Origin of the sequence: Pseudacidovorax intermedius, assembly GCF_003350475.1 — a bacterium.
Taxonomy (GTDB): Bacteria; Pseudomonadota; Gammaproteobacteria; order Burkholderiales; family Burkholderiaceae_C; genus Xenophilus; species Xenophilus intermedius.
Window position 1 is genome coordinate 1 of record NZ_QQAV01000016.1, and the last position, 25,418, is coordinate 25,418.

26 protein-coding genes are annotated in these 25,418 nt (G+C 67.6%); 15 read left to right on the plus strand and 11 right to left on the minus strand.

Annotation, left to right across the window (positions count from 1 at the left end; all coding sequences use genetic code 11):
• Nucleotides 1-968, minus strand: a 968-nt coding sequence (locus DFR41_RS25305; protein WP_211322663.1) for an enoyl-CoA hydratase-related protein, incomplete at its 3' end; no start/stop codon positions are given.
• A 199-nt stretch (nt 969-1,167) separates the two neighbouring features.
• On the opposite strand from DFR41_RS25305, the gene DFR41_RS25310 reads away from it, so the two are divergent.
• Complete coding sequence (locus tag DFR41_RS25310) at nt 1,168-1,626, plus strand: MaoC family dehydratase (protein WP_114804776.1); 459 nt, start codon at nt 1,168-1,170, stop codon at nt 1,624-1,626.
• A 48-nt stretch (nt 1,627-1,674) separates the two neighbouring features.
• Complete coding sequence (locus DFR41_RS25315; protein WP_114804777.1) at nt 1,675-2,916, plus strand: acyl-CoA dehydrogenase family protein; 1,242 nt, start codon at nt 1,675-1,677, stop codon at nt 2,914-2,916.
• Between the two features lie 51 nt (nt 2,917-2,967).
• Here DFR41_RS25315 and DFR41_RS25320 read toward each other — a convergent pair whose 3' ends face one another.
• The 6 genes from DFR41_RS25320 to DFR41_RS25345 form a co-directional block, all read right to left on the minus strand.
• Nucleotides 2,968-4,647 (minus strand): AMP-binding protein, encoded by a 1,680-nt coding sequence (locus DFR41_RS25320; protein ID WP_114804778.1) that lies wholly within the window; start codon nt 4,645-4,647, stop codon nt 2,968-2,970.
• A 200-nt stretch (nt 4,648-4,847) separates the two neighbouring features.
• Nucleotides 4,848-5,573: a GntR family transcriptional regulator gene (locus DFR41_RS25325; protein ID WP_114804779.1), complete on the minus strand. Its 726-nt coding sequence runs from the start codon at nt 5,571-5,573 to the stop codon at nt 4,848-4,850.
• 33 nt (nt 5,574-5,606) lie between these two features.
• Entirely contained in the window at nt 5,607-6,452 is an 846-nt protein-coding gene (locus DFR41_RS25330) for an enoyl-CoA hydratase-related protein (protein ID WP_114804780.1), read from the minus strand.
• A gap of 40 nt (nt 6,453-6,492) precedes the next feature.
• Nucleotides 6,493-7,263, minus strand: a complete 771-nt coding sequence (locus tag DFR41_RS25335) for an SDR family NAD(P)-dependent oxidoreductase (RefSeq protein WP_114804859.1) — start codon at nt 7,261-7,263, stop codon at nt 6,493-6,495.
• 26 nt (nt 7,264-7,289) lie between these two features.
• Nucleotides 7,290-8,081, minus strand: a complete 792-nt coding sequence (locus DFR41_RS25340) for an enoyl-CoA hydratase (RefSeq protein WP_114804781.1) — start codon at nt 8,079-8,081, stop codon at nt 7,290-7,292.
• 16 nt (nt 8,082-8,097) lie between these two features.
• The gene (locus DFR41_RS25345; RefSeq protein WP_114804782.1) at nt 8,098-9,282 is read right to left on the minus strand and encodes a CaiB/BaiF CoA transferase family protein; all 1,185 of its coding nucleotides are present in this window, start codon (nt 9,280-9,282) and stop codon (nt 8,098-8,100) included.
• Nucleotides 9,283-9,376: 94 nt separating this feature from the next.
• On the opposite strand from DFR41_RS25345, the gene DFR41_RS25350 reads away from it, so the two are divergent.
• The 4 genes from DFR41_RS25350 (at nt 9,377) to DFR41_RS25365 (ending at nt 13,545) form a co-directional block, all read left to right on the plus strand.
• Nucleotides 9,377-10,186, plus strand: a complete 810-nt coding sequence (locus tag DFR41_RS25350) for a VOC family protein (protein WP_114804783.1) — start codon at nt 9,377-9,379, stop codon at nt 10,184-10,186.
• A gap of 42 nt (nt 10,187-10,228) precedes the next feature.
• Nucleotides 10,229-11,425, plus strand: coding sequence for an acyl-CoA dehydrogenase family protein (locus DFR41_RS25355; protein ID WP_114804784.1), 1,197 nt, complete (start codon nt 10,229-10,231; stop codon nt 11,423-11,425).
• Between the two features lie 138 nt (nt 11,426-11,563).
• Nucleotides 11,564-12,556, plus strand: a complete 993-nt coding sequence (locus DFR41_RS25360; protein ID WP_114804785.1) for a Bug family tripartite tricarboxylate transporter substrate binding protein — start codon at nt 11,564-11,566, stop codon at nt 12,554-12,556.
• A gap of 8 nt (nt 12,557-12,564) precedes the next feature.
• The gene (locus DFR41_RS25365; RefSeq protein ID WP_114804786.1) at nt 12,565-13,545 is read left to right on the plus strand and encodes a D-2-hydroxyacid dehydrogenase family protein; all 981 of its coding nucleotides are present in this window, start codon (nt 12,565-12,567) and stop codon (nt 13,543-13,545) included.
• A gap of 62 nt (nt 13,546-13,607) precedes the next feature.
• Here the strand turns inward: DFR41_RS25365 and DFR41_RS25370 are convergent, their stop codons facing one another.
• Both DFR41_RS25370 and DFR41_RS25375 read right to left on the minus strand, forming a co-directional pair.
• A complete protein-coding gene (locus tag DFR41_RS25370) occupies nt 13,608-14,129 on the minus strand; it encodes a P-loop nucleotide/nucleoside kinase family protein (protein WP_114804787.1) in 522 nt (173 codons plus the stop codon).
• 206 nt (nt 14,130-14,335) lie between these two features.
• Nucleotides 14,336-15,046 carry a hypothetical protein gene (locus DFR41_RS25375; RefSeq protein ID WP_114804788.1) on the minus strand — a complete coding sequence of 237 codons (711 nt, stop codon included), beginning with the start codon at nt 15,044-15,046 and terminating at the stop codon, nt 14,336-14,338.
• 214 nt (nt 15,047-15,260) lie between these two features.
• Between DFR41_RS25375 and DFR41_RS25380 the strand changes: the two genes are divergently transcribed.
• The 5 genes from DFR41_RS25380 (at nt 15,261) to DFR41_RS27565 (ending at nt 19,402) form a co-directional block, all read left to right on the plus strand.
• Entirely contained in the window at nt 15,261-15,884 is a 624-nt protein-coding gene (locus tag DFR41_RS25380) for a tyrosine-type recombinase/integrase (protein ID WP_114804860.1), read from the plus strand.
• 171 nt (nt 15,885-16,055) lie between these two features.
• Nucleotides 16,056-16,286, plus strand: a complete 231-nt coding sequence (locus DFR41_RS28135) for a DUF7661 family protein (protein WP_114804789.1) — start codon at nt 16,056-16,058, stop codon at nt 16,284-16,286.
• Between the two features lie 553 nt (nt 16,287-16,839).
• Entirely contained in the window at nt 16,840-18,276 is a 1,437-nt protein-coding gene (locus DFR41_RS25395) for a serine hydrolase (RefSeq protein WP_114804791.1), read from the plus strand.
• 206 nt (nt 18,277-18,482) lie between these two features.
• Nucleotides 18,483-18,746, plus strand: coding sequence for a hypothetical protein (locus DFR41_RS25400; protein WP_114804792.1), 264 nt, complete (start codon nt 18,483-18,485; stop codon nt 18,744-18,746).
• Nucleotides 18,747-18,802: 56 nt separating this feature from the next.
• Nucleotides 18,803-19,402 (plus strand): hypothetical protein, encoded by a 600-nt coding sequence (locus DFR41_RS27565; RefSeq protein ID WP_147284434.1) that lies wholly within the window; start codon nt 18,803-18,805, stop codon nt 19,400-19,402.
• Between the two features lie 136 nt (nt 19,403-19,538).
• On the opposite strand, the gene DFR41_RS27570 is transcribed toward DFR41_RS27565, so the two are convergent.
• Entirely contained in the window at nt 19,539-20,018 is a 480-nt protein-coding gene (locus DFR41_RS27570; protein ID WP_147284435.1) for a hypothetical protein, read from the minus strand.
• 572 nt (nt 20,019-20,590) lie between these two features.
• On the opposite strand from DFR41_RS27570, the gene DFR41_RS25410 reads away from it, so the two are divergent.
• Together DFR41_RS25410 and DFR41_RS25415 are read left to right on the plus strand one after the other, a co-directional pair.
• Nucleotides 20,591-22,207, plus strand: coding sequence for a GGDEF domain-containing protein (locus DFR41_RS25410; protein WP_114804794.1), 1,617 nt, complete (start codon nt 20,591-20,593; stop codon nt 22,205-22,207).
• A 160-nt stretch (nt 22,208-22,367) separates the two neighbouring features.
• Entirely contained in the window at nt 22,368-22,805 is a 438-nt protein-coding gene (locus DFR41_RS25415) for a hypothetical protein (RefSeq protein WP_244917877.1), read from the plus strand.
• Nucleotides 22,806-22,816: 11 nt separating this feature from the next.
• Here the strand turns inward: DFR41_RS25415 and DFR41_RS25420 are convergent, their stop codons facing one another.
• The gene (locus DFR41_RS25420; protein WP_114804795.1) at nt 22,817-23,731 is read right to left on the minus strand and encodes a LysR family transcriptional regulator; all 915 of its coding nucleotides are present in this window, start codon (nt 23,729-23,731) and stop codon (nt 22,817-22,819) included.
• A gap of 130 nt (nt 23,732-23,861) precedes the next feature.
• On the opposite strand from DFR41_RS25420, the gene DFR41_RS25425 reads away from it, so the two are divergent.
• Together DFR41_RS25425 and DFR41_RS25430 are read left to right on the plus strand one after the other, a co-directional pair.
• On the plus strand, nt 23,862-24,401 hold the full coding sequence (locus DFR41_RS25425) for a carboxymuconolactone decarboxylase family protein (RefSeq protein WP_114804796.1): 540 nt from the start codon (nt 23,862-23,864) through the stop codon (nt 24,399-24,401).
• Nucleotides 24,402-24,438: 37 nt separating this feature from the next.
• The gene (locus tag DFR41_RS25430) at nt 24,439-25,392 is read left to right on the plus strand and encodes a DMT family transporter (RefSeq protein ID WP_170159469.1); all 954 of its coding nucleotides are present in this window, start codon (nt 24,439-24,441) and stop codon (nt 25,390-25,392) included.
• The last annotated feature ends 26 nt before the right edge of the window (nt 25,393-25,418 follow it).

Genomic DNA, 25,418 nt, shown 5'->3' on the forward strand with positions numbered 1-25,418 from the left:
ATGGTCACCGGGATGCCGGCATTCAGGAAGTTCATGCTGATGCCGCCGCCCATGGTGCCGGCGCCGATCACGCCCACCGTCTTGACGGGGCGCTGGGGCGTGTCGTCGGGCACGTCGGCGATCTTGGCGGCCGCGCGCTCGCCGAAGAAGATGTTGCGCAGCGCCGCCGACTCGGCCGTCCACACCAGCTCGGTCACGCCGCGGCGCTCGAAGGCCAGCGCCTCGTCGAAGGGCAGGCGCACCGACTGGGCGACGCAATCCAGGCACAGCAGCGGCGCCGGGAAGTGGCGCGACGCCCCGGCCACCTGGGTGCGTGCGAACTGCAGATAGGCCTCGGGCGCCGGATGCACCACCTGCAGCTCGCGCACGCGCGGCAGCGGGCGCACCGCGGCGTGCTGCCGCGCGAAGGCCACCGCAGCGCCGACCACGTCGGCGTCCACCAGTTCGTCGATCAGGCGCTGTCCCGGCAGCCGGGCCAGGTCCTCGCTCATCACCGTCTCGCCGGTCACGATCATGTTCAGGGCCGGCTCCAGCCCGATGAGGCGGGGCAGCCGCTGCGTGCCGCTCGCACCGGGCAGGATGCCGATGCGCACCTCGGGCAGCGAGACCTGCGTGCCCCGCTGTACCAGGCGGTAGTGGCAGCCCATGGCCAGCTCCAGCCCGCCGCCCATGGCCACGCGGTGCACGGCCGCGACGATGGGCTTGTCGCTGCGCTCGATGAAGTCGATGACGTCGACCAGGTCCGGCGCCATGGTCGCCTCGGGCCGGTTGAACTCGCGGATGTCCGCCCCGCCGCAGAAGGCGCGACCCCGGCCGGTGAGCACCATGGCCTTCACCTGCGGATCGCTGCCGGCGCGTGCAACCGATTCGGCGATGAAGCGACGGTTGGCCAGGCCCAGGCTGTTGACGGGCGGCGTGTCCATGGTGATGACGGCGACGCCGTCCTGAATCTCGTAGCTGCCGCTCATGGGATGTCTCCTGGTCGGGTGTTGGGATCGGGCATGGGCCGTGCCCAAGGGGCCGGCGGGCCGATGTTCAGTCGCCCGTGCGACGCAGCGCATCAGCACTTTGAATCGCTCCGATGAAAACACTGCATGCCACGGGGCTGCGCGACGCCGCCCGGCACGGCACCATCGGTGCACTCCCTTCGGCTTTCTCCGCACCCGCATGACCGCCCTCACCCGCGCCAACCTCCACGACTTTGTCGGCCAGTCCATCGGCACCTCGTCATGGGTCGATGTGCCCCAGTCGCGCATCGACGCCTTTGCCGACTGCACCGGCGACCGGCAATGGATCCACATCGACGTGGCGCGCGCCACGCGCGAAAGCCCGTTCGGCGCGCCCATCGCCCACGGCTTCCTCACGCTGTCGCTGCTGCCCATCACCAGCTACGAGCTGCTGGAAGGACTGTCGCCCACGAAGTCGGTCAACTACGGGCTCGACAAGCTGCGCTTCATGTCGCCCGTCCAGGCCGGCGCACGGGTGCGCAACCACATGCGCCTGTTGGCCGCCGAGGCGCGCGACGACGGCTGGACGCTGCTGCGCTGCGAGAACACCATGGAGATCGAAGGCCAGGACAAGCCAGCGCTGGTGGCGGTGAGCCTGGGCCTGTTCTCCTGGGACTGAACGCGCCCGCGTCCCCCGCTTCCATCCGCTCCAACCGAGACACACCACATGGACTTCGAACACAGCCCCAAGGTGCAGGACCTGCGCCGCCGCCTGCTCGCCTTCATGGACGAGCACATCTACCCGAACGAGAAGCGCCATGCGCAGGAGGCGCATGCCTCCTTCATGAACGCCGAGCGCACGGGCGGCCCCTACACCGGCCTGCCGCTGATGGAGGAACTCAAGCGAAAGGCGCGCGCCGCGGGCCTGTGGAATTTGTTCCTGCCCGAGGACGAGCATGGCGCGGGCCTCACCAACCTCGAGTACGCGCCGCTGTGCGAGATCATGGGCCGCCGCTATTGGAGTGCCGAGGCCTTCAACTGCAGCGCGCCCGACACCGGCAACACCGAGGTGATCGCGCGCTACGGCAACGAGGCGCAGAAGGCCCGCTGGCTGCAGCCGCTGCTCGACGGCGAGATCCGCTCCTCCTTCGCCATGACCGAGCCGGCCGTGGCCTCGTCGGACGCCACCAACATCGAGACGCGCATCCGCCGCGACGGCGACGACTACGTCATCGACGGCCGCAAGTGGTACATCACCGGCGCGATGAACGAGCGCTGCAAGCTGTTCATCCTGATGGGCAAGACCGACCCCGACAACCCGGACCGGCATCGCCAGCAGTCGATGATCATCGTGCCGCGCGACACGCCCGGCATCACGGTGGTGCGCGACATGGCGCTGGTGAACCACTACGACGCGCCCTTCGGCCATCCGGAGGTGATCTTCGACAACGTGCGGGTGCCGGCCTCCAACCTGCTGCTGGGCGAGGGCCGCGGTTTCGAGATCGCCCAGGGCCGGCTCGGTCCGGGCCGCATCCACCACTGCATGCGCATGATCGGCATGGCCGAGTCGGCGCTGGAGATGATGTGCGAGCGCGCCGTCTCGCGCGTGGCCTTCGGAAAGCCGCTGTCCGACCAGGGCGTCTGGCGCGAGCGCATCGCCCGGGGCCGCATGCTGATCGACCAGACCCGCTGGATGGTGCTGCACGCCGCCTGGCGCATGGACACCGTGGGCAACAAGGTGGCGGCCAAGGAGATCGCCATGATCAAGGTGATCGCGCCCAACAACTGCATCCAGGTGATCGACGACGCCATGCAGGCCTTCGGCGCCATGGGGCTGAGCCAGGACACGCTGCTGGTGAACTTCTGGGCCTACGCGCGCCACCTGCGCGTGGCCGACGGCCCCGACGAGGTGCACACCAACGCCGTCGCCAAGCAGGAGCTCGGGCCCTACCGCGCCAAGGTCGCCTGAGCGCGGGCGCCGCGGGGCCTGCGCCCTGCGTCGCCGGCCCCCGGCGGCGATTCAGGCGCCGCTGGCGCGCGGCGCAGTGAAGCCGGGCTCGCGCAGCATGCGCCGCAGCAGCTTGCCGTTGTCGGCGGCGGGCAGGCCATCGCGAAAGACGATGGTGCGTGGCACCTTGTAGTGCGACATGTGCGCCTGGCACCACTCGATCAGCACCTGATCCGTGCGGTCGCGGTGACGCCCGAAGCCATCAACGCGGATCTGCCGCGCGGCCGGATCCTTGAGCACCACGTAGGCCTGCAGCGCCTCGCCGCGGTCCGGGTCGGGCAGCCCGATCACCGCGGCCTGGCGCACGTCGGGATGGGTCGCCAGGATGGCCTCCACCTCCTCGGGGAAGACGCTGTAGCTCCAGACCTTGATCATCTCCTTGCGCCGTCCCACGAAGGTGAGGTAGCCCTCCTCGTCAAGCCGGCCGATGTCGCCCGTGCGCACCCAGCCGTCGCGCAACATGGCCGCCGTGGCCTCAGGCCGCATCCAGTAGCCTCTGAAGGGCAGGGGGCCGCGCAGCAGGATCTCGCCAACGGCGCCGCAGGGCCGGGGCTGACCGGTGTCGGGGTCGACGATGCGCACCTCGGTGCCGGGCACCGGCCTTCCATTGGTGCCCCAGCGCACGGCGTCGGCGGGCATCATCACGTCGGAGCTGTGGGTCTCGCTCAGGCCGTAGCCTGCCTCGAACACCTGGGCACCGCCGGTGAATCGGTGCCAGCGGTCGGCGAGCGCACGGGTCAGGATGGTGCCGAAGCTGGTGCTGGCGGTGCCGCGCAGGGACGACACGTCATAGGTGTGCGCGTCGTCGGCGCCCATGACCAGTTCCAGCGAGGGCGCCATGGTGTACCACCACGTCACGCGGCAGGCCTCGATGGCCTGCAGCACGGCGGTGGCGTCGAAGCGGCCCAGCAGCACCACCGTGGCGCCCATGTAGAGCACCACGCCCATCCCCGCCAGCAGGCCCGAGATGTGGTGAAGCGGCACGTCGGCCAGCAGCACGTCGTCGGCTGTCAGCCCCCAGCAGATCGACGTGGCGGCCGACTTGTAGAGCGCGACGTCATGGCCCAGCATGGCCGCCTTGGGCAGGCCCGTCGTGCCCGAGGTGCAGGCCATGAGCGCCACCTCGTCCATGGCCAGGTCGGCCAGAGGCTCGAAGGGCAGCATGGCCTCGAGCTCGTCCATGAGATCGACCACGCCGTCGGGCCAGGGCTTGGCGGGCTCGCCCGGCAGGCGGATGCAGGCGGGCACGTCCATGGCCAGCACGCCAGGCAGCATGTCGCCTGCCCGCACCCCGTACACGGTGCAATCGCGCCCGCCAGGCCGGGACTCATGGACCGTGGGCAGGTCCTCCTCGCCGGCGACCACGGCCCGCACGTCGAGTTCAGCGAACTGATGCGCAAGTTCGTACCGCCGGGCATGGGGACTGCAGGCGCTGACGACCACCCCCAGCTTCTGCGCACCCAGGTGGGCGATCACGAACTGCGGGCAGTTGTGGAGCACCAGCACCAGCACGTCGCCCTGCGACAGTCCGCGCTGGCGCAGGCTCTGGGCAAAGCGGTCGCTCAGGTCGTCGAGTTCGGCGTAACTGATGCGCCGGCCGTACCAGACGATGGCGGGCTTGTCGGGCGTGGCGCGGGCATGCAGACGCAGGTAGTCATGCAGCGGCCGCTCGCCGTGGCGGTAGTCGATCATCCTGGCTTGTCTCCGGATCATTCGATGCGACCGGATACCGCGGGGCGGTTCCGGCTTCTTCCCGGATGATGACCCGCGCAGAGCGCCACCGCAAGGCGCGCCGGATGAATGTTGGGCATGGGCAAGCATGCCGGGGCTGCATGGCGCGGCGCAGCAAAGCACCGCCGCATCGCGGACCGGACGTCCGGCCGCCGGGACGATCAGGCGCCGGCGGCCACCGTGGCGCCCGCCGTGGCTCCCTGCTGCTCGTGCAGGTAGGCCAGGATGGGGGCCATCGTGCGTTCGATCTCTTCCTCGATGCCGGCACGCGCGGTGTCCGCATCCGCCTTGCGCAGGCCGCGCAGCACGCGCTGGTGCGGGTGCTGGCGCCGCGGCTCGGCCATGGGCCGCGTCTGCAGTGCCCGCATCAGCGGCCCGCATTGCAGCCACAGGCCTTCGATCATGCGCAGCAGCACGGGCTTGCCCGCCAGCGCATACACCGCCAGGTGGAAGCGCTCGGAGGCGAGCAGCTCGCCGGCGAAGTCCGCCGCCTCATGGCGGGCGGCCATGTCGCGGTGCAGCTGCTCCAGGCGGGCGATGTCCTCCGGGCCGGCCAGGGCCGCCGCATGCGCGGCCGCACGCCCTTCGAGCATCAGCCGCAGCTCGCACACCTCGGCGAAGCGCATGGCCGACATGACCGGCACGCGCACCGAATGGTGGCCGACCTGCTCCAGCGCCTGTTCGGAGATCAACCTGGCAAAGGCCTCGCGCACCGGCGTCGGGCTGATGCCCATCTCGGCCGCGAGGTCGCGCAGCTTGAGCTTCTCGCCCGGGGCGAAGCGCCCCGCCTTCAGGTCGCGGCACAGGCGGCCATAGGCCAGGCCGTTGAGGCTTTCACGGGTCAGGGGCGCGTCGTCCATGGCTGCAGCGGCGGGGCCGAAAGTCATTTGCAATAAGTTATATCGTACAAGTCCACTGCCTCAACGGCCGGTGAAGCGCGGGGCGCGCTTCTCCAGGAAATGCGCGACGCCCTCCTGGAAGTCCTCGCTGTCGAACGAGGCCACCATGTCGGCGTCGGCCCGCCGCCAGGCGGCGTCCAGGTCCTGGAACAGCCCGTCGTACACCTGCCGCTTGATCACGCCGATGGAGCGCGGCGACGCCGCATGCGTCCACTCCCGCGCCAAGCCCTGCACCGCGGCAAGGAAGCCGTCGGCGGGTCGCGCACGCACCAGGCCCAAGCGCTCGGCCTCGTCCGTCATCAGGGTGCGGGCCGACATCAGCAGATCGAGCGCGTTGGTGAGGCCGACGATGCGAGGCAGCATCCACGAGGCGCCGTGCTCCGCGATCAGCCCGCGCTTGGCAAAGGCGGTGGTGAGCTTCTGCCCCTCGGCCATGTAGCGGAAGTCGCAGAACAGCGCCATGCACAGCCCGATGCCCGCCACCGGCCCGTTGATGGCCGCGAAGATGGGCTTGGGCACCTTCAGCAGGTAGCTGAAGCGCCAGGCGTAGTTGCGGTCCAGTCCCTCTGGCGCGGCCGCCTGCGCACCGCCCGCGGGTGCGGCGGCCGTGGCGTCGCCCGCCGCGGTGCCGCGGGTGCCGGCTTCGAGGATGTCCATGTCGGCCCCGGCGCAGAAGCCCCGGCCGGCGCCGGTGACCACGATGGCCCGCACCGCCGTGTCGGCCTCGGCGGCTTCGATGGCACGGCGGAACTCGGCCTCCATGGCCTCGGTCCAGGCGTTGAGGCGCTCGGGCCGGTTGAGCGTCAGGGTCATGACGCCGTCGTCCACCGCGGTGGCGATCTGCTGGAAGTCGTCGTACGAAGGCATGCGTCGCTCCGGTATTGGATGGGCGGGCGATGGGCCGGCTTCAGGCCTCGCCACCGACGGTGGCGCCACCGTCGATGACCAGCGTGGTGCCGGTGATGAAGCGGCCGGCCTCGGAGGCCAGCAGCAGGGCGGCGCCGGCGATGTCCTCCGGCTCGCCAATGCGGTGCAGCGGGCTCGATGCGAGCGCGGCGGCCAGCGTGTCGGGGTTGTCCCAGAGCGCCTTGGCGAAGTCGGTCTTGATCAGGCCCGGCGCGATGCAGTTGGTGCGGATGCCCTGCTTGCCCCACTCCAGCGCCAGGTTGCGCGCGAGCTGCATGTCCGCCGCTTTCGATATGGCATAGGCGCCCAGCACGCGCGAGCCGGTCAGGCCGGCGATGGAGCTGATGATCACCACGCTGCCGCCACCCTTGGCCGCCATGCCCGGCGCCACGCGGTTGACCAGCCACAGGTTGGAGCGGATGTTCACGTCCATCACCTTGGAGAAGGCTTCGTCGGTGATGCCGGACATCGGCCCGTAGTACGGGTTGACCGCCGCATTGCAGACCAGCACGTCGACGCTGCCGTAGTGCGATTCGGTCTGGTCCACCAGCGCAAGCACCTCGTCCTTGCGCGAGATGTTGCAGGCGATGGCCGTGGCCTCGCCGCCTTCGGTGCGGATCTGGTCGACCACGGCGGCACAGGCATCGGCCTTGCGGCTGGTGATCACGACCCGCGCACCGGCCCGGGCGAAGGCCAGCGCGATGGCGCGGCCGATGCCGCGCGACGAGCCGGTGACGATGGCGGTCTTGTCCTTGAGCGAGAAGCTGTCCATGGGTTTCTCCGGCGCCAGCGGGCGCATCAGCGGTTGTGGAAGACGGGGGTACGCTTGTCCATGAAGGCCCGGGCGGCCTCGAGGTGGTCCTCCGTCATGGCGCAGCGGATGTGGCGGATGGCTTCGTGGTCCAGCGCCTGCGCCAGCGTGGCGCCCTGCTCCGCCACATTCAGGTTGGACTTGATGTGGCCGAGGGTGATGGTGGGGCCGGCCGCCAGCTGGCGTGCGAGCCGCTGCCCTTCGTCATCGAGCGCCTCGTCGGGCACCACCTGCGTGACCAGACCCATTCGCAAGGCCTCCTCGGCCTGCAGCACGGGCGACAGCAGCGCGAAGGCCCGGGCACGCGGACCCAGCAGCTGCGTGAGGAAGTAGGTGCTGCCGAAATCGCCCGACAGCCCCACCTTGGCGAAGGCCGAGGTCATCTTGAGCGTGGAGCCGGCCACCAGCAGGTCGCAGGCCAGGGCCAGCGACAGGCCGGCCCCGGCGCAGGCGCCGCGCACCACGGCCAGCGTGGGCTTGGGCATCTCGTGCAGCAGGCGTGCGCATTCCATGTGCTCGCGCAGCTGGTGGGTGCGGGCTTCGAGCGTGGCCTCGGCGCCTTCCGACGCCGCCATGGCCTGCACGTCGCCACCGGCGCAGAAGCCGCGGCCGGCGCCCTTCAGCAGCACCGCGCGCACCTGCGGGTCGATGGCCGCACGGCGCAACGCGGCCAGCAGCGCGTCGGTCATGCTGGGCGTAAGCGCATTCAGCCGCTCGGGCCGGTTCAGCGTCAGGGTGAGCACGCCGCCGTCCAGCTGCTCGATCAATTCGGTGGTCATCATGTCTCCTTCGTCGTCAAAGGGCTTCGGCCTGGCGCAGGGCGTCGACCTGCGCGGGGGTCCAGCCCAGCCACTGGCGCAGGACCTCGTCGTTGTGCGCGCCCACCTGCGGCAATGCGCTGCGCACGGCCAGCGGCGTGTCGGACAGATGGATGGTCACGCCCTGCATCGGCACCTCGGTACCGCCGAAGGGCAGGCGCACGATCGCGTCGCGATGGGCGAGCTGCGGGTTGTGGACCACTTCGTCGATGCGGGCGATCTTGGCGCAGGGCACGCCTTGCGCCTCCAGGCGCCGCACGATCTCGTCGGCCTCCAGCCCGGCCATCCAGTCGGCCACCAGGCCCTCCACCGCATCGCGGTGCGCCAGTCGGCTGGCCATGGTGGCGAAGCGCGGGTCGTCGATGAGGCCCGGGCGCTCCATGGCGCGCAGCACGCGGGGAAACATGTTGTCGTCACCCCCCACCAGCAGCACATGGCGACCGTCGCCGGTCGCGAAGGTGTTGGAGGGTGCGACGAAGCGGTCGCGACTGCCCACGCGCGTCATGGTGGTGCCGAAGAGCAGCTGCTGCGGGATGGCCGTCATCAGCATCGACAGCGCACTCTCGAGGAGCGACACGTCGACCAGCTGCCCACGGCCTGTGGCATGGCGCGCATTGAGCGCCGCCAGGATGCCCAGGGCGGCATACATGCCCGTGGTGTAGTCGCAGATGAAGGAGCCGATCATGGTGGGCGGCCCCTCGGGCTGGCCGGTCATGTCCATGAGGCCGCTCATGGCCTGGGCCACGCCGTCGAAGCACTGCTTGTTGGCGAGCGGCCCGTCCTGCCCGAAGCCGGAGATGCGCGCCATGACCAGGCGTGGGTTGAGGGCGTGCACTGCCTCCCAGCCCAGGCCCATCTTCTCCATGGTGCCCGGGCGGAAGTTCTCGACCAGCACGTCGGCCTCGGCAATCAGCGCGCGCAGCGTCGCCAGGCCCTCGGGATGGCGCAGATCCAGCGCCAGGCTCTTCTTGTTGCGGTTGACGATGAAGGTGTAGAGGCTCTGGCCCTCGACGGCGGGCAAGGCCTGCCGAGCGTATTCCCCTTCGCCGGGCGGCTCGATCTTGACCACCTCGGCCCCCATGTCGCCCAGCATCATGGCGCAATAGGGGCCGGCGATGAAGCGCGAGAGATCGAGGACGCGCAGGCCGGCCAGCGAGGTCATGGGAAATGTCTCCGTGTGGATGCGCGCCGTCTGCCTTTTCTCGATTCCTCAACGCGCTTTTTATCTGTTATAACAGATTTATCGGAGACAAAGCATGACCGTTCATCCTTTCACGCCCCCTACCCTGCCCGCCTCGGCGCAGGCCAGCGCCTTCCTGCGGCTGCGCCAGATCTGCCTGGTGGCGAATGAACTCGATCCCGTGGTGGAAGACCTGTGCGCCGTCTTCGGCGTGGAGGTCTGCCACCGCGACCCCGAGGTCGGCCAGTTCGGGCTGCACAACGCGCTCATGCCCTTCGGCCAGCAGTTCATCGAGGTGGTCGCGCCGACCCGGGCCGACACGGCGGCCGGCCGCTACCTGGATCGGCGGGGCGGCGATGGCGGCTACATGGTGATCCTGGACACCGACGCCCTCTCGCGCTGGCGCACCCATGTGGCGGCCATGGGGGTGCGCGTGGCCGCGCCGCTGGCCCTGGGCGACTACGAAGGAATGCAGCTGCATCCGCGCGACACCGGCGGCGCCTTGCTGGAGCTCAACACCACCCTGGGCGGCGCTGCGCTCGACGGCCCCTATTGGCCGGCGGGGCCGCACTGGCAGACGCATGTGCGCACACAGCGGGTGACCGGCATCGCCGGCGCCGTGCTCCAGTCGGCCGAGCCGCAGACGCTGGCCCGCCGCTGGTCGCAGATCCTCCAGCGTCCGCTGGCGCAGGACCATCTGGCGCTGGACAACGCCACGCTGCGCTTCGTGCGGGAGGGCGACGGCCGCGGCGAAGGCCTGGCCGCCCTGCTGCTGCACACGCGCGACGTCCCGGCCATCGAGGCCGCCGCCCGCGCGCGCGGGCTGCCCTGCAGCGAAGGCCGGGTCACGGTCGGCGGCGTGCAGTTCCAACTGCAGGCGGCCTGATCCACGCAGCCGCAGCCGCCCCGATCAACAAGGAGACATTCCATGGAACTCGAATTCACCCCCGAAGAGCGCGCCTTCGCCGACGAGGTGCGCGACTTCATCGCCGGCCACCTGCCGCCCGACATTGCCCAGCGCGTGGAGCACGACCTGCACCTGGAGCGCGACGACTACATGCGCTGGCAGCAGATCCTGGGCCGGCGCGGCTGGCATGCCTACACCTGGCCCGAGTCGCAGGGCGGGCCGGGCTGGAGCGTGATCCAGCGCTACCTGTTCGAGACCATCAGCGGGCAGATGAACTGCCCCACGATCCAGCCCTTCGGGCCGCGCATGGTCGGACCGGTGATCTATAACTTCGGCAATGCGCAGCAACAGGCGCAGCACCTGCCGGGCATCCGCGATTCGACGGTGTGGTGGTGCCAGGGCTATTCCGAACCCGCCTCGGGTTCGGACCTGGCCTCGCTGGCCACACGGGCGGACGACGCGGGCGACCACTACGTGGTCAATGGCCAGAAGATCTGGACCTCGTACGCGCACCATGCCGACTGGATGTTCTGCCTGGTGCGCACCCGGCGCGAAAGCCGCAAGCAGGAGGGCATCTCCTTCCTGCTGATCGACATGCGCACGCCGGGCATCGAGGTGCAGCCCATTCCGATGCTGGAGGGCACCCATTCCTTCAATGCCGTGTTCTTCACCGACGTGCGGGTCCCCAAGGCCAACCTGGTGGGCGAGGAAGGCCAGGGCTGGCGCTACGCCAAGTTCCTGCTGGAGCATGAGCGGGTCGAGAACTCGAACATCGGCTTTTCGACCTTTGCGCTGCGCCGCCTGCGACGCATGGCCGCCGCGGTGCAGGACCGGGGCCGGCCGCTGGTGGAGCAACCGCTGTTCCGCGCCAAGCTCGCGCGGATCGAGGCGCAACTCAAGGCGCTGGAGATGACCACGCTGCGGGCGCTGTCGAGCATGGGCAGCGGCAGCTCGCCCGGCGCCGGGCTGGCGTCTGCCCTCAAGATCCGCGGCACCGAGATCGGCCAGAGCCTGACCGAACTGCTCTTCGAGGCGGCCGGCCCGCTCGGGCAACGGCTGGACCCGGCCCTGGCCCATGGCGAGGGCGACCTCGCCAGCCTGGATGCCAGCCTGCGCGGCGCCCCGGCCAACTACTTCTGGCGGCGCGCCATGTCGATCTACGGCGGCAGCAACGAGATCCAGCGCAACATCGTGGCCAAGCAGGTGCTGGGGCTCTGAGCGCCGGGCGCCGGTGGCGGCCTGCCCTGGCGCCGTTCCAGCAGGTGGAACGTCGGTCTTTGCGGGGGGCGTGGGCTGGCCTAAGCTGCCTCCCATTCACGAGCCGGTCATGCAACCGGTTCGGCCCGGAGACTTTCGATGACCCCCACTGCCACCTCCCTTCGGCTTCGCCGCCGCGCGCTTCTTCAGGCCGCCGCCCTCGGCGCGGTCTTGCCCAATGCCTGGGCCCAGGGCGCCTTCCCGAACAAGCCGGTGCGCATCGTCGTGCCCTTCGCGGCCGGCGGCCCCACGGACCTGATGGCCCGGGCCATCGCCAAGGCCATGGGCCAGTCCACGGGGCAGCCCTTCATCGTCGACAACAAGCCGGGCGGCGGCGGCGTGATCGGCATGAGCGAGATCGGGCGCAACCCCGCCGACGGCTACACGCTGGTGATGCCGTCGATCCTGGCGGTGACCAACCCGGCGCTGATGCCGAACTACCCCTTCGACACCCTGAAGGACTTCAGCCCGGTCACCATCGTCGGCTTCATTCCCCATGCCCTGGTCGTCAAGCCCGACTTTCCGGCCACCGACCTGCAGGGGCTGGTGAAGATGGGCAAGGCCAACCCCGGCAGCCTGTCGTACGCGTCGTCGGGCATCGGCACCTCCGCCCATCTGGCCGGCGCACTGTTCGCGCAGCGCGCGGGCATCCAGGCCACGCATGTGCCCTACCGGGGCGCCGGCCCGGCCGTGCAGGATCTGCTGGGCGGCCGTGTGCAGTTCATGTTCCTGGACATGAGCACGGCCCTCGGGCAGATCCAGGCCGGCAAGCTGCGCGCACTGGCCGTGGCACCGGCCCAGCGCTTCGACGGCCTGCCGCAGGTGCCCACCGTCGCGGAGCAGGGCTACCCGGGCTTCGACGTGCATGGCTGGTACGGGCTCCTGGTGAAGTCGGGCACCCCCGCGCCGGTGGTCGATGCCCTGTACCGCGAGGTCAAGGCCGCCCTGACCGCGCCCGATCTGCAGGCCATGTTCCGCGCGCAGGGCATCGAACCCGGCGGCATGCCGCCAGCCGAATACGGCGAGGTCATCCGCAAGGACCTGGTGCAATGGCGCAAGACCATTGCCGAACTCGGCATCAAGCTCGACTGAAGGCCATCATGCGCATCGCGATTCCCGACGACTACCAGGACTGCGTGCGCGGGCTGGACTGCTTCGGCAAGCTCGCCGGGCACGAAGTCACCGTCTTCCACGACACCCTGCACGACCCGGCCGCGCTGGCCGAGCGCCTTCAGGACTTCGACGCCGTGGTGCTCACGCGCGAGCGCACCCGAGTCGGCCCCGAGCTGCTGTCGCGGCTGCCGCGGCTGAAGCTGATCAGCCAGACCGGCAAGGTGGCCGGCCATGTGGACCTGGCCGCCTGCACCGCGCACGGCGTGGCCGTGGCCGACGGCCGCGGCTCGGGTGCGGCGACGGCCGAGCTGACCTGGGCCCTGCTGCTGGCCAGCCGGCGGCATCTGGTCGACGAAGCCAACCGCCTGCGCGCCGGCCAGTGGCAGGGCCACCTGGGCCAGCAGCTTTTTGGCCAGTGGCTGGGCATCTGGAGCTATGGCCGCATCGGCAGCCAGGTGGCCCGCTATGGCCGCGCCTTCGGCATGCAGGTGTGGGTGTGGGGCCGCGAAGCATCTACCGCCGCGGCGCGGGCAGACGGTTTCGACGTGGCGCCCTCGCGCGAGGCCTTCTTTGCCGAAAGCGATGCCGTCTGCCTGCATGTGCGCCTGGTGCCGCAGACGCAGGGCCTCGTCACCCGCGCCGACCTGGCCCGCATGAAGCCCGGCGCCGTGCTGGTCAACACCAGCCGCTCCGAGCTGATCGAGGACGGCGCCCTGGTCGAAGCCCTGCGCGCCGGGCGGCCGGGCTTTGCCGCGGTGGACGTCTTCGACCAGGACCTGGAGCCGCTGCAAGGCGGCCATCCGCTGCTCGACCTGCCCAATGCGCTGTGCACCCCGCACATCGGGTACGTGGAGCGCGACAACTACGAGCACTACTTCGGCACGGCCTTCGACAACATCGTGGCCTTTGCTCGGGGGGAGCCGCGCAACATCGTCAATCCGGAAGTGCTGGGCGCGCGGGCGGGCTGAAGCTCTCGGGCACGCGGGCCGCTCGGCCCCGCACGCAAAAGCGGCTGGATGCGCCGCGGCGCTCAGCCGTGGCGGATCACGTTGAAGCCTTCGTCCGCCGTCGGCGGTACGAAATGTCGGGAGATCTGCTCGAACTCGGCGTCGCTCGTTTCGAAAGGGTGGTCCCCGGCCGCATTGCGGGCGCGAAGACGGGCCTTGCAGACCTCGTCGGGCACGTCCAGCAGGTGCAGGGCATGGGCGGCGCCTGCCCGCTCATACAAGCCGCGCGCCCAGGCCCGGGTGGCGACCGTGTTGGCGGGAAAGTCGAGCACCACCGACACGCCATTGCGCAGCAGCGATTCGATGTGACCGCTCATGGCGTCGCGCAGGCGGCCCGCGTAGCGCACATAGTCGGCGAGCACGTGGATATCGTTCGGATAGAGCCGCGACAGCCAATCGTCCTCGCTGATGCGCACGGTGTTGGGGGCAGAGGCCAGGCGCTGCGTCAGCGTCGACTTGCCCGAGCCGATCTTGCCGCAGACCAAGTGCAGCGTGGCGGCGGAAGTAAGGGGCGCGGAGGGGGGCGGGACTTGCGGCGGGTTCATTTCGATCTCCTGTGACGAGGGCCCGGGAGACAGAAAGAAAAAACCCGCCTCACCGGGCGGGTTGCGGATGGCGACCTGGGCCGCGCGCTAACCCACCCACCCCGGAATGGGGCGAATGATGATGGAGGCGATGCGCGGGGCGGTCACGAGGGCCAGCTTAACAGCGCAGCGGGGACTGCGGAAACGGAGCCGGTCACGCTCAACCTTCAGGTGAAGGCGTCATGGAACAGCTGCACGCCGCACGTCGCCACCTGGGCCTGCAAGGGAAACACGCGCCAGGGCGCGGTGATGTCCATGTCGACCAGCCGGCGCAGCAGTTCGTCACGCGCGGCTGGCTTCACCTGCTGGCGCCAGTCGAGCACCTGGCCCCAGGTGGAGCTGCCGTTCAGGTGCAGCGGACCGCTGACGGGCTGGATGGATTTGACGAAGGCCTGTGGGAACAAGCGCGTATAGGCCTGGAGGTTGTAGAGCCAGGAGACGCCCATGACCGACCGTGCTTCAGGATGGGCGCTGCGGATGTGCTGGAACATCGCGCGCAGTTCATGGCGGCGCGCATCGACGGCTGCGGCGGCGAGCGGACTGGCGTCGAGGCCTTCCGGCGGCATGAAGTGGATACGCAGCACGCCTGCGGCGTTGGGGCTGTCGTATGAGAAGCATCCGAACGTTGGCGCGGGAGCAAGCGGAGGGCGCACTTCATGGAACCTGAGTGTGGTCGACAACAGCGCCTCTGGGTCATGGCGGACCTGGCCCAACTCGGCCAGATAGCTGGCCCATTGTTCAGCGCCGCTTGGGCCCCAGAGATGCAGGCGGCGGCGGAGGTTGGTGCAGCGGACGACCGCGACCTCGAAGGGCACACCTGCCGCGGCCGCGTAATGCGCAGCGACGATCAGCTGAAGGGAGAAGTAGGCGCTGGGCACAGCGTGTTGGACTGTCCGGAAGCTTTGATTGTGGTGGTTGAAAGGCGGCTTCAGACTGATTGCTGTCGCTCGCCTGCCCAGCCACGAAGGACGGCTTCGATCAAGAACGGACGCTGGCCACTTGCAAGACCATATGCAGCCCACATGGTCACTCGTGGACAGCAGCATCAGGAAGGAGCATCTTCATGACCCATCCACTCGATGGGAGACCATCATGGAAGCCGCTGCCCCCGTTGTTAACCGCGAACCCTGGAACAAGGGCAAGATCGTCGGTCAGAAGGCACCGCTCAAGCCCAAAGATATTTGGGCGCTGCGCGTACGCCTTCAGATGGAGAATCGAACACGAGAACTCGCGCTGCTCAACCTCGGGATCGACAGCAAGCTGCGCGGATGTGACCTCGTCGCACTCAAAGTCCGCGACGTCTGCCACGGCGACCAAGTCGCTTCGCGTGCCGTTGTCATGCAGCAGAAAACGCGGCGTCCTGTGCAGTTTGAGATGACGGCCGCCACGCGCGAGGCACTTCAGTCCTGGATCAAGGCGAGGTGCCTGAGATCCGAAGACTTCCTGTTCCCCAGTCGGCTGCACCGATCCCCTCATCTTGGCACCCGCCAGTACGCCCGAATACTGCATCATTGGGTCGAACGGCTCGGCCTTGATCCAGCAGACTACGGAACGCACTCCATACGTCGCACCAAGGCGACGCTCATCTACCGCAGGACCAAGAATCTCCGCGCCGTGCAACTTCTACTCGGCCATTCCAAGCTCGAATCAACCGTGCGGTATCTCGGCATCGATGTAGATGACGCGCTCGAAATATCGGAGCAAACCGAGCTTTGAAAGCACTTTGGTCGACGACGGTATGTGCCCCCTGGAGGGGCATCCCTGCTGTTGCTTCGGCGCTGCAGCGCGGAGCGCAGCATCTCTCTTAGGTGCCACCCGCTGCTTCGAGGATCACAATCGGGCCAAAAGTTGCCCGTGTCCGCTGGCCAGCTTGAAGGGAACGAATCCATGCTCTGCCGCTTCAATGTGTTCGGTCGAATTATTGCCGTCGAGCGGGTGGGGGAAGCCTGGACTGCATACTTGGTGGGAAACGAGGGCAAGCGAAGGCCAGCAGGCCTCTCGATCCCGTCCGATTTGGCCCCCGCCGAGCTGTCCCAGTACCTGTACGACATCTACCATGAGTCTGCGACACCCACAAACGGCGATGTCTTCGATATTCCCTCCGCTCAGAATAGGTAGCCCATCGTGGTTCGCGCTCTAATCGACGGGCCTCGGCCAAGATCGGACGCACCAGATGGAAATAGTGGATAGAGAAGCGACCTTCGCCGCCATTGAGGCGGAGTTCCGAACACAGCAGTTGGGGTACGTCTTCCGAGAAGCCGAAGAGTTTGCTCGGTTTGACTTGCGCGCCACCTACGTTGGGGGCGACGACGCCCTGACGGTTCGGCGATGCAGCGAACACCTCGCAGACCTGTACGACGCCGCCTGCGAACTGCCGCCTCGACCCGATGACCAGGCGGATGGAGCGCGGTCGAAAGCTGCCCTGCGCGTGTTCTTCCGGCACTTGTACGCTTAGGTTCGATGTCTGCTTTGGGCAAGGCCCGGCACTAAGCTTCGGGCCCTTATCTCGACTTCGTCCAGAGGCTACAGTCGGTCACGACCGGTCGGTCGCGCAATTGGGAAATATTCAGGTAGAAGCAGACGTTCAAACTTCGCAACGGCCGAATCCTGGTAGACAGAAGACAAGTTCGGCGGACTCGCCCGGTCCCAGCTGGAGTAGAGAGACCTGCGCATGAGACGGATCGTCCTCGCCATGTTCTTCAGCGTCTGCTGCGCTTCTGCAGGATCGGCTGCGCCCGCGCCAGAGTCCTGTGGCGCGCCACAATCAGGCCAAGACGGTTGGAGTATTGAGCAAAGTCCGCTTCATGGCGGATTCGACCCCGACCTGCTTTGTGATGCGATGCGGACGTTCGTCGGAAGCCCCCGCAATCGGCACAGCCTCGTGGTCGAGCGTCACGGCAAGCTGGTAGTCGACGCCTATCGATCCGGGCCAGACCGATCTACCTATGCCGTCGGGGCGAGTCGGACCAAGTTCGACAAGGACCAGCTCCACGACGTCCGTTCAATCACTAAATCGGTAGTGGCGACGCTTTGGGGCATTACCGAGAGCGGTCGCGTCGCTCCTCCCCTCACCACCCCCGTCCTTGATCTCTTGCCTGGTCTCAACGATCTGCGCAGTGGCGGGCGCGAACGCATCACTGTGGCAGACATGCTTTGCATGCGCAGTGGCTTGGCGTGGGATGAAGCCGGCGGCTATAGCCGCTGGACGAATGATGAGAGAGGTCTTCTCTGGCGGGGTGATCGCGCGCGATACGTGTTCAATAGGCCGCTCGCGGCATCTCCCGGAGCGCTGTTCAACTACAACGGCGGACTTTCCGCAGTGCTGGGACAGCTGCTGGAGGAGCAAACCGGCTCCAGTTTGAAAGACTATGCGGATCGATGGCTGTTCACGCCGCTTGGTATCACTGAATGGGAGTGGGTAGGTGACTTGCATGGCCGCACTCGGGCATTCACGGGACTGCGGTTGCGCCCGCGGGACCTCGCGCGGTTCGGCCGACTCATGCTCCAAGGGGGCGAGTGGGAGGGTAGGCAGGTTGTTCCACAGGCTTGGGTTCAGACGCTGCTTTCTCCTTGCGCTCCGGACGGCGAGGAGTTCGGCCACCACTGGTGGTCCGGGAATGTGTTCGTCCGCGGCAAGGAGGTTCGCTGGCATGCGGCGTTCGGCAACGGCGGCCAACGCCTGTTCATCGTTCCTTCCCTGGACTTGGTGGTCGTGATGACCGCTGGAGAGTACGACGATGGAAGCGTCGGTCGTGCGCAACGACACCTCCTGCAGCAAGTGGTGGCTGCGACCCTGGAACATGCAGGCGAATCGGCAACGTCGGCGGCTCCAATGGCTCTCGTGGTCGAGCCGGTCGAGACGCGTGCTACCTTTAGCTCGGTGGCGCAGGAAGATGGTGGAACGCGGACCTACGTACGTTTGAAGGTAGTGCCCAGTGCGAATCTGCCATTCACTACTCTGCGTTTTCGCGTCCGAGATCCCGCAATCTTGGCAGGGTTGCGCGAGGGGGCATCCGTCAAGTTTCAAGCGGAGCGCATCGACGGCGAAAACTCTTTAACTGCGATCCGCGCCGTTCCGCCGTGCGCTCGCTCTCAGCCTTGCGATTGACCGCTACGAATCCGCCGCGAAAGCTTCGGTCAAAGCGCAATAGAAACATCAGGGTTCAAAGGTATGCTTTCACGAGTGCCGCATGTCCTATTGGCCCTCTCGCCCCATCGACCAAGGGCTACTGTCGGCCACTACCGGACCTTCGGCTTCATGGGCAGAATCCGAACAGAAGGGGAACTTCAAGGAGTACCCTGAAGGAGGCCAAAGTGTTTGAGGCGACCCAGGAAATGCGTGCGTTGGTTCGTGAGCAGCTTGCTCGTGAAGGGCTAGCCAGTGCGCTTCGAGCCGTGGCCCTTCAGTTCGGGCTCAACAAGACAAGCTTGGCCTGGCTTGCGGTGGACCTGTATGCCGACGTCATGACGTCTGATGTACAGGCGATTTGGCACTGGGACTTGGCAGGGCATGGCACCGGGCATACGGACGCGGAGCTTGATGAGATGCTTTCCCACCTGAACGTTAAACCTTTCTAAGCTACTCCAGCAATCGGTCAATAGCAGCCATTCGGCTTCCCTTACTAACAGGTCCAATGAATCCTCCGTCGGAAGACAAAGCACGGCGACTGATAGAGCATTACAGCCGTTTCCTTGAGCCTGCTCCAACCGGACTGGATTACTACGAGCAATGGATTGAAGGCGAAGAAGAGGTTACGCCTGGCATATCTGCTCTTGTCCGCCGTGAGGCCATTCGCTGGCTGGCTTCAGATGATTTGTTGCTTGTCCGGAGCGCGGTTCAAGCTTTGGCCTGCACTGGACTGCCGACTGAAATCATGTTTGTGCAGCCCTTGCTCTCCAGCCGCGAGTCGGTGCTGGCTTCGGATGCGCAGGCCGCTATTGCTCGTATTGAATTCCGCGCGAAGTCCATAGACACGCTTTTTGCAGAGGTTAAAGACAAGTCATCATTCATCGTCTTCGCACGCGCGCTCGCCAAGGAGCGTGAACGGGCCGCTGCTCTGGAAGCCGAAGACTCTGCAACGTACTACGTGGATGGCGCATTAGGTTGGAAAAATGCTGATATCTCCTCATTCATCTACGCTGGGCTCTCCGCGTTCGAGGGTGCGCCCGAGTCGGAGCAATGCACCTGGGCTGCGATGGCCCGGTTTCTGCTGCTCGGTAAGGAACTCGAGTAGCTGTTCTGTCAGCGAAGTGATGTCCATTCCGAAGGTGCTGAATGGCCGCTCCGGGGATTCGCGAAAGACAGCTTAGGGCCCATCAGAGACATTCGCGCCGCCAGAATGCAGACGCTCGTGTGCCACACAGCTAACTTCACTTTGGCGCTTGACGAATACGGCGAAGGGTGTCAGAAAACGCGACTCCAAGTTGCATGCGTTGGGCCGTCTGCAGGTAACGAGGGAAACCTTCACACCGGGCTCGATACACGTCTTCGCCACCCCTTCTCAATTGGATGTAGAAATCTTTCTTGGTGCTTTCGTAGAGCTCTTTAGACCAAGCATCTAGCGCCTCACGCCGACTGACGCTGCCCCCGGCCTTCTGTTCAAGTAACCTTTGCCAGCGGGTTTCAATCTCGCCGAGCACGGCAGCGTTACGCGCACGCCAATCCTCAACCGCAATACTGTTTGCTGCAGCACTAGCAGGGAAGTCTTTGGCGCACAAATCTCTCATGGCCTCTACCTGCCGGATTTCGCCGTGGAGCCCGGCGAGATCAACTGCATACTGGTCGCCAGAGGCTTGAGCCGACATTGAAAGAAACGTGGCGAAGATCACATGCAGGATTGAATGACGCATTGGGAGGTTCCACTTTTGGCCGGTTTTTGCCTATCCCGTGAATGGCAGCTCTTGGCCGACAGCGGCCGGCGGCGAGCATAGCCCGAAGCTCGGCTTCCGCTGCATAGGCGCCGCTCGGGGTTGATCGGCGAATCGAAAGCCCGCTCATCTTTCAGCGGTGACTAAAGCGATTGCCGCACACCTGGGCCCAAAGCCGTCACGCGAAAGGGTCCTTGCCGCCTGACCGACCCGTCCTGCGCTGCAGACACTTCAACCACGAGCCCCCCGAAGACGCTCGTGCGTCGCTTCAAGCAGCCTGCTACCACATTGCCTTTGGCCTTGCAGTCACGGCAGGCTGCGGGCAAAGTGCTCGCTGGACTTCCGCGCGGTGATGTTCACGCGCATCGCAAAGCGGATCGACGTCAGGGCAGTGCCTGCAGGCATCCGCAACCCCGCCCGATACGATACGGCCCACACCGTTATCAGAGGGTGCACGCCTTGCCACCGGACTTCCCACCCGATCAGCCGCCCTCGCCCTGCCGGACCCAGCCTAACCGCGTGGCCAGCGGCCCACGTCAACAAGACCGCGCAACGTGACCCGCCACATCATCCTCGGCGACTCCGACGACACCCCCGACGGCGCCCTGGCGGCGGCGTACGCCGCCCTGGACCAGGGCCAAGTCCACGAGGCCTACGACCTGGCCGCCGCCGCGCTGTCCGCGGCCAATGGCGACAACCTCCGGCTCGAGGCCCGCGCGCTGGCCTGCCTCGCGCATTGCGACCGCATCCATTCGCGCCTGCGCCGCGCGAGCGGCACCAGCCGCAGGGCGGCGCAGCTCTTCGAACAGCTGGGCGACGCGCAAGGCGAGGCCAACGCGCTGACCACGCTCGCGCATGTCTGCATGCTGCTCGGTCGCAACGACGAGGCGGTCGAGGCCGCCTTGCTGAGCGTGCAGCTGTGCAAGACCAAGCAACCGCAGCCGCCCGCGGTGCTCGCGTTGAACTCCCTGGGGCTGGCCTACTCCTGGGGCGGCGACCACAAGCGGGGCGATGCGGCACTGGAACTTGCCGTCGAGACGGCGCGGCGCTGCGAACCGGCGGTCAGCGTCTTTCAGCCGCGCATCAATCAGGTGTGGGTCGAGGCCTCTCGCCTGATCGATGAACGCTTCCACACCGGCGCGATGCGCAGCCTGGCGCGTCTGGCAAGCCTGGTGGCGGAGTGCCGGGAGCTGGAGCGCGCCGGCATTGGCTTCGCGCTGCTGCCGGGGCTGCAGGCCTTCCGCGCCGTGATTTCTCCGGCCTCGTGCGCGCTGCTGGCCACATGGCAAGGCGACGCGGGTCTGGCCCAGACCGAGTTCGAGGCAGCCCGCCGTGCACTGGGCACGACGGTCACCTGGCTCGATGCCTTCGTACGGTGGTGTGCCGCCGAAATGGCCTGGGCACGGCAGGACTGGGCAGCCACGCAGCTCGAACTGGAAAGGATGCGCGATCTCGCCCTGAGCGTCGAGCACGAACAGTTGGCCTGCCGTGCCCATCTGCTGCTGATCCAGGTGTTCGAACTGCAGGGTCGCCATGAAGACGCGTTGCGCGAGAACCGAATCCTTCGGCAACGCGAACAACGGGTCGTCGCGGACAGCCTGAGCCACCGGGAGGCGCTGGTGTCCTGGCGCCTCGGTGCCAGGCAGAGCGAGCGTCACCTGCAGCAGGCGCTGGTGGCGTCCAGGCAGTTCGAGCGCTGGTCGCTGGAGGATGCACTGACGGGCATCGCCAATCGGCGACATCTGGAGCAGGTCCTGGATGAGGAGCTGCGGCTGCACGCATCCGCCGGGCAGCCCCTGGCCGTGGCGCTGCTCGACATCGACCAGTTCAAGTCGATCAACGACCGCTTCACCCACGAGGTGGGTGACCGTGTCCTGAAGACGGTGGCCGGCATCATGTCGTCGCAGCTGCGCAAACGCGACCTGCCGGCGCGCTGGGCGGGCGACGAGTTCGTCATCGTGTTCGCCAACGCCACGGCGGGCAGTGCGGCGCAGGTGTGCGAGCGCGTTCGTTCTGCCATCACATCCTTCGACTGGGAGTCGATTGCCGCGGGGCTGCGTGTGTCGGTGAGCATCGGTCTTGCGGAGGCCATGAGCGGGGACACCAACGCATCCCTTCTTCACCGCAGCGACACGTCGATGTACCGGGTCAAGCCACGCTCCGGTACCTAGCACCGCGCGGCGGGGCCATCCGTGCAACGGTTACATGGATGGAGATCGATACAAAGTGCCGGCCTCATGGGCCCGCTCGGTCAGGCCCGTGCAAGCCCACCCTGACGATGCTGCTCCTTCCTCCTCCAAAGGTGACTCGAAGAAGAAACACAGCCCCGCCATGACGTTCACCGACCGATTCCCCCAGGCCGCGCGCCGCGCCCTTGCAGGCGGCCTTGCACTGGCCGCCATGGCAGCAGGCCTCAGCGCCTGCGTCACTCCCGTCGTTGAAGAGCGGCCCGTGATCGTTCGGCCACCACCGCCGCCACCCGCACCGCATGTGGTCGTGCGCGCCATGCCCGCGCCCGTGCATGAGGACCGCGGCAATCCGCCCGGCCCGGGCTTCAACTGGGTGCCGGGCCACTGGCGCTGGGCCGGCAACGACTGGCTCTGGCAGCACGGCCAATGGGTGCGCCAGCCGGTGCCACCCATGCCGCCGGTCATCATCGAACAGATTGGCGTGCCGCCCTCACCACAGCATGTGTGGGTGCCGGGCCACTGGGTCTGGCGGCCGGAGGCCGGTGGATGGGCCTGGGTGCGTGGCAACTGGTACCGATGAGCCAGCAGCGCTCACACCCCACCCGCCACCAGATGCTCCGCAAACGCCTTCACCTTGGCCGACTGCCGCCGCTGGCTCGGGCTGACCAGATGCACGGGGATCTCGGGCGCAGGCCAGTCGAGCAGCAGCACTTGCAGGTCGCCGCGCGCCATCTCGTCCTCGAACAGCCAGGTCGGTGAGAAGCCGACGCCCATGCCTGACAGGACCGCTGCCCGGATGACCTCGCTGCTGTTGGTCTGAAGACTGCCCTGGGCGCGGATGGTCACGGCCGTGCCGGCCGGCACCGGCGCGCCCGGCCCGGCATGGAAGGTCCAGGCGTTCTGCGTGGCCAGTTCCGTGTAGACGATGCAGTTGAGCTGCAGCAGGTCTTCCGGCACGCGCGGCTGGCGCAGCGCCCTGGGCAGCGAGCGCAGGTACTGGCGGCTGGCCACCAGCGCGCGCCGGCTGGTGCCGATGCGCCGGGCCACCAGGCTGCTGTCGGCCAGTTCGCCGATGCGCACCGCCACGTCGATGCCCTGCTCGACCAGGTCGACGAAGCCATCGTTGAGGCGCAGGTCGATCTTCACGGCCGGATTGGCAGCCAGGAAGCTGTTGACCAGCGGCAGCAGTTTCAGGCGCCCGAAGCCCACCGAGGCCGCCACGCGCAGCCAGCCGCTGAGTTGCTGCTCGCCCTTCCGCAGGCTGCCTTCGGCCTCGGCGATCTCGGCCACCAGGCGACGTACCTGCTCGAAGTAGCGCTCGCCGTCCTCGGTCAGCGCCAATGAACGCGTGGTGCGGCTCAGCAGCCGCGCGCCCAGGCTGCGCTCCAGCGCGGCCACCTGCTTGCTCACGGCGCTCTGCGTGGCCTGCAGCTCGCGCGCCACCGCCGAAAAGCTGCCCGTCTCGACGACGCGGATGAAGGTCTGCATGGCGGCAAGTCGGTCCACGACGATTTCCCATTCATTCTGGAGGGGACTGGATCTTAGTGCCGCAGCCTGTCTAGTGCGGAGGCACGGCATCAATCACAGTTCGTCCGTCGCGCTTCACGACGCCCTTCCACCCACCGCCCGACCCATCATGACCCTCATCACCGTTCCCACCCGCGATCAAGTCTCTGGGCCCAACCAGGCACTGTTCGACACGCTGCACAAGCGCCTGGGCAAGGTGCCCAACCTGTATGCCACCCTGGCCTTGTCCGACCACGCGCTGGGCAGCTACCTGGCCTTTCAGAACGCGCCCAGCAGCATCACCGACAAGGCTCGCGAGGTGGTCAACCTGGTCGTCAGCCAGGTCAACCGCTGCGACTACTGCCTGGCGGCCCACACCCTCATCGGCGGCATGGTGGGCTTCACGCCCGAGCAGATCCTGGAAGTCCGGCGCGGTCGCGCGACTTTCGACGCCCGGCTGGACGCGCTTGCACAGCTGGTGAAGGCCATCGCCATCGAGCGCGGCCATGCCGACCCGGCCCGCGTACAGCACTTCCTGGACGCCGGCTGGACGCAGGAGAACCTGATCGATGTCATCGTCGCGATCGGCGACAAGACGGTCACCAACTACCTGCATGCCACGACGCAAGTGCCGGTGGACTTTCCGGCCGCGCCGGCACTTGCGGACTGAGCGGCATTGGCCGCAAGACTTCGCCAGGAGCCCCGCCATGAATGCCGTCAGCCCTGTTCTTCCGATGCCCGCCGCGGGCGCGCCGACCCGACTGGTGGCCGGCATCGCGGTGGGCCTGCTGGCCGCCGGCATCGGCGCGCTCTACACCGTGTTCGCCCGCTGGGGCATCGCCCGCGGTCTGCAGTCGCCCGACCTCACCGTGCTGCGCTTCGGCGTGGCCGGTGTGCTGATGCTGCCCGTGCTGATCGGCGCCTGGCGCCGGGACGCCACCCAGTTCACCCAGCGCTGGCAGGTATGGGCGGCGGTCGCGCTGCTGGCCGGCACGCCCTTCGGGCTGCTGATGTTCGGGGCGCTGCAGTTCGCGCCCGTCAGCCATGCGGCGGTCTTTCCCTTCACGGCCATGAGCGTGATGGGAATGGCGCTGGGCGCGCTGGTGCTGGGCGAAGCCCTTGGCCGACGCAAGGTGGCCGGCATCGCCGTGGTGCTGGTGGGCCTGGTGCTGGTGTCCGGCCTGGACGCCGCCAGCCTCAGCGCACGTGCGGCACTGGGCGATGCGATGTTCGTGGCCGCGGGCAGCCTGTGGGCGGCCTTCGGCATCCTGCTGCGCCGGCACCGGCTCGATCCGCTGTTGGCCACGGCTGTGGTGTCGCTGTCGGCGCTCGCGACCTATGTGCCGGCCTACTTCTGGTGGGTGGGCTCGGCACGGCTGATGGGCGTCGCGTCGCAGGTCTTCTGGACCGAGGTGCTGGTGCAGGGCGTCCTCGCTGGGGCGGGCACCCTCTTCACCTACGCCAAGATGGTGTCGCTCCTGGGCCCGGGCCGCGCCGCCGTCTTTCCTGCGCTGGCGCCAGGGCTGGCCGCGCTGATGGCCTGGCCCGTGCTCGGGCACGTGCCGACGGCCTCGGAAGCGGCGGGCCTGGTGGTCGTCATGGTCGGGCTGATCGTGGCGGTGACGGCCCGCGCCGCCGCTGCGCCCGGCACGCGCCGCTGACTGCGCTCCCTGTCGGGCCGTGGCAG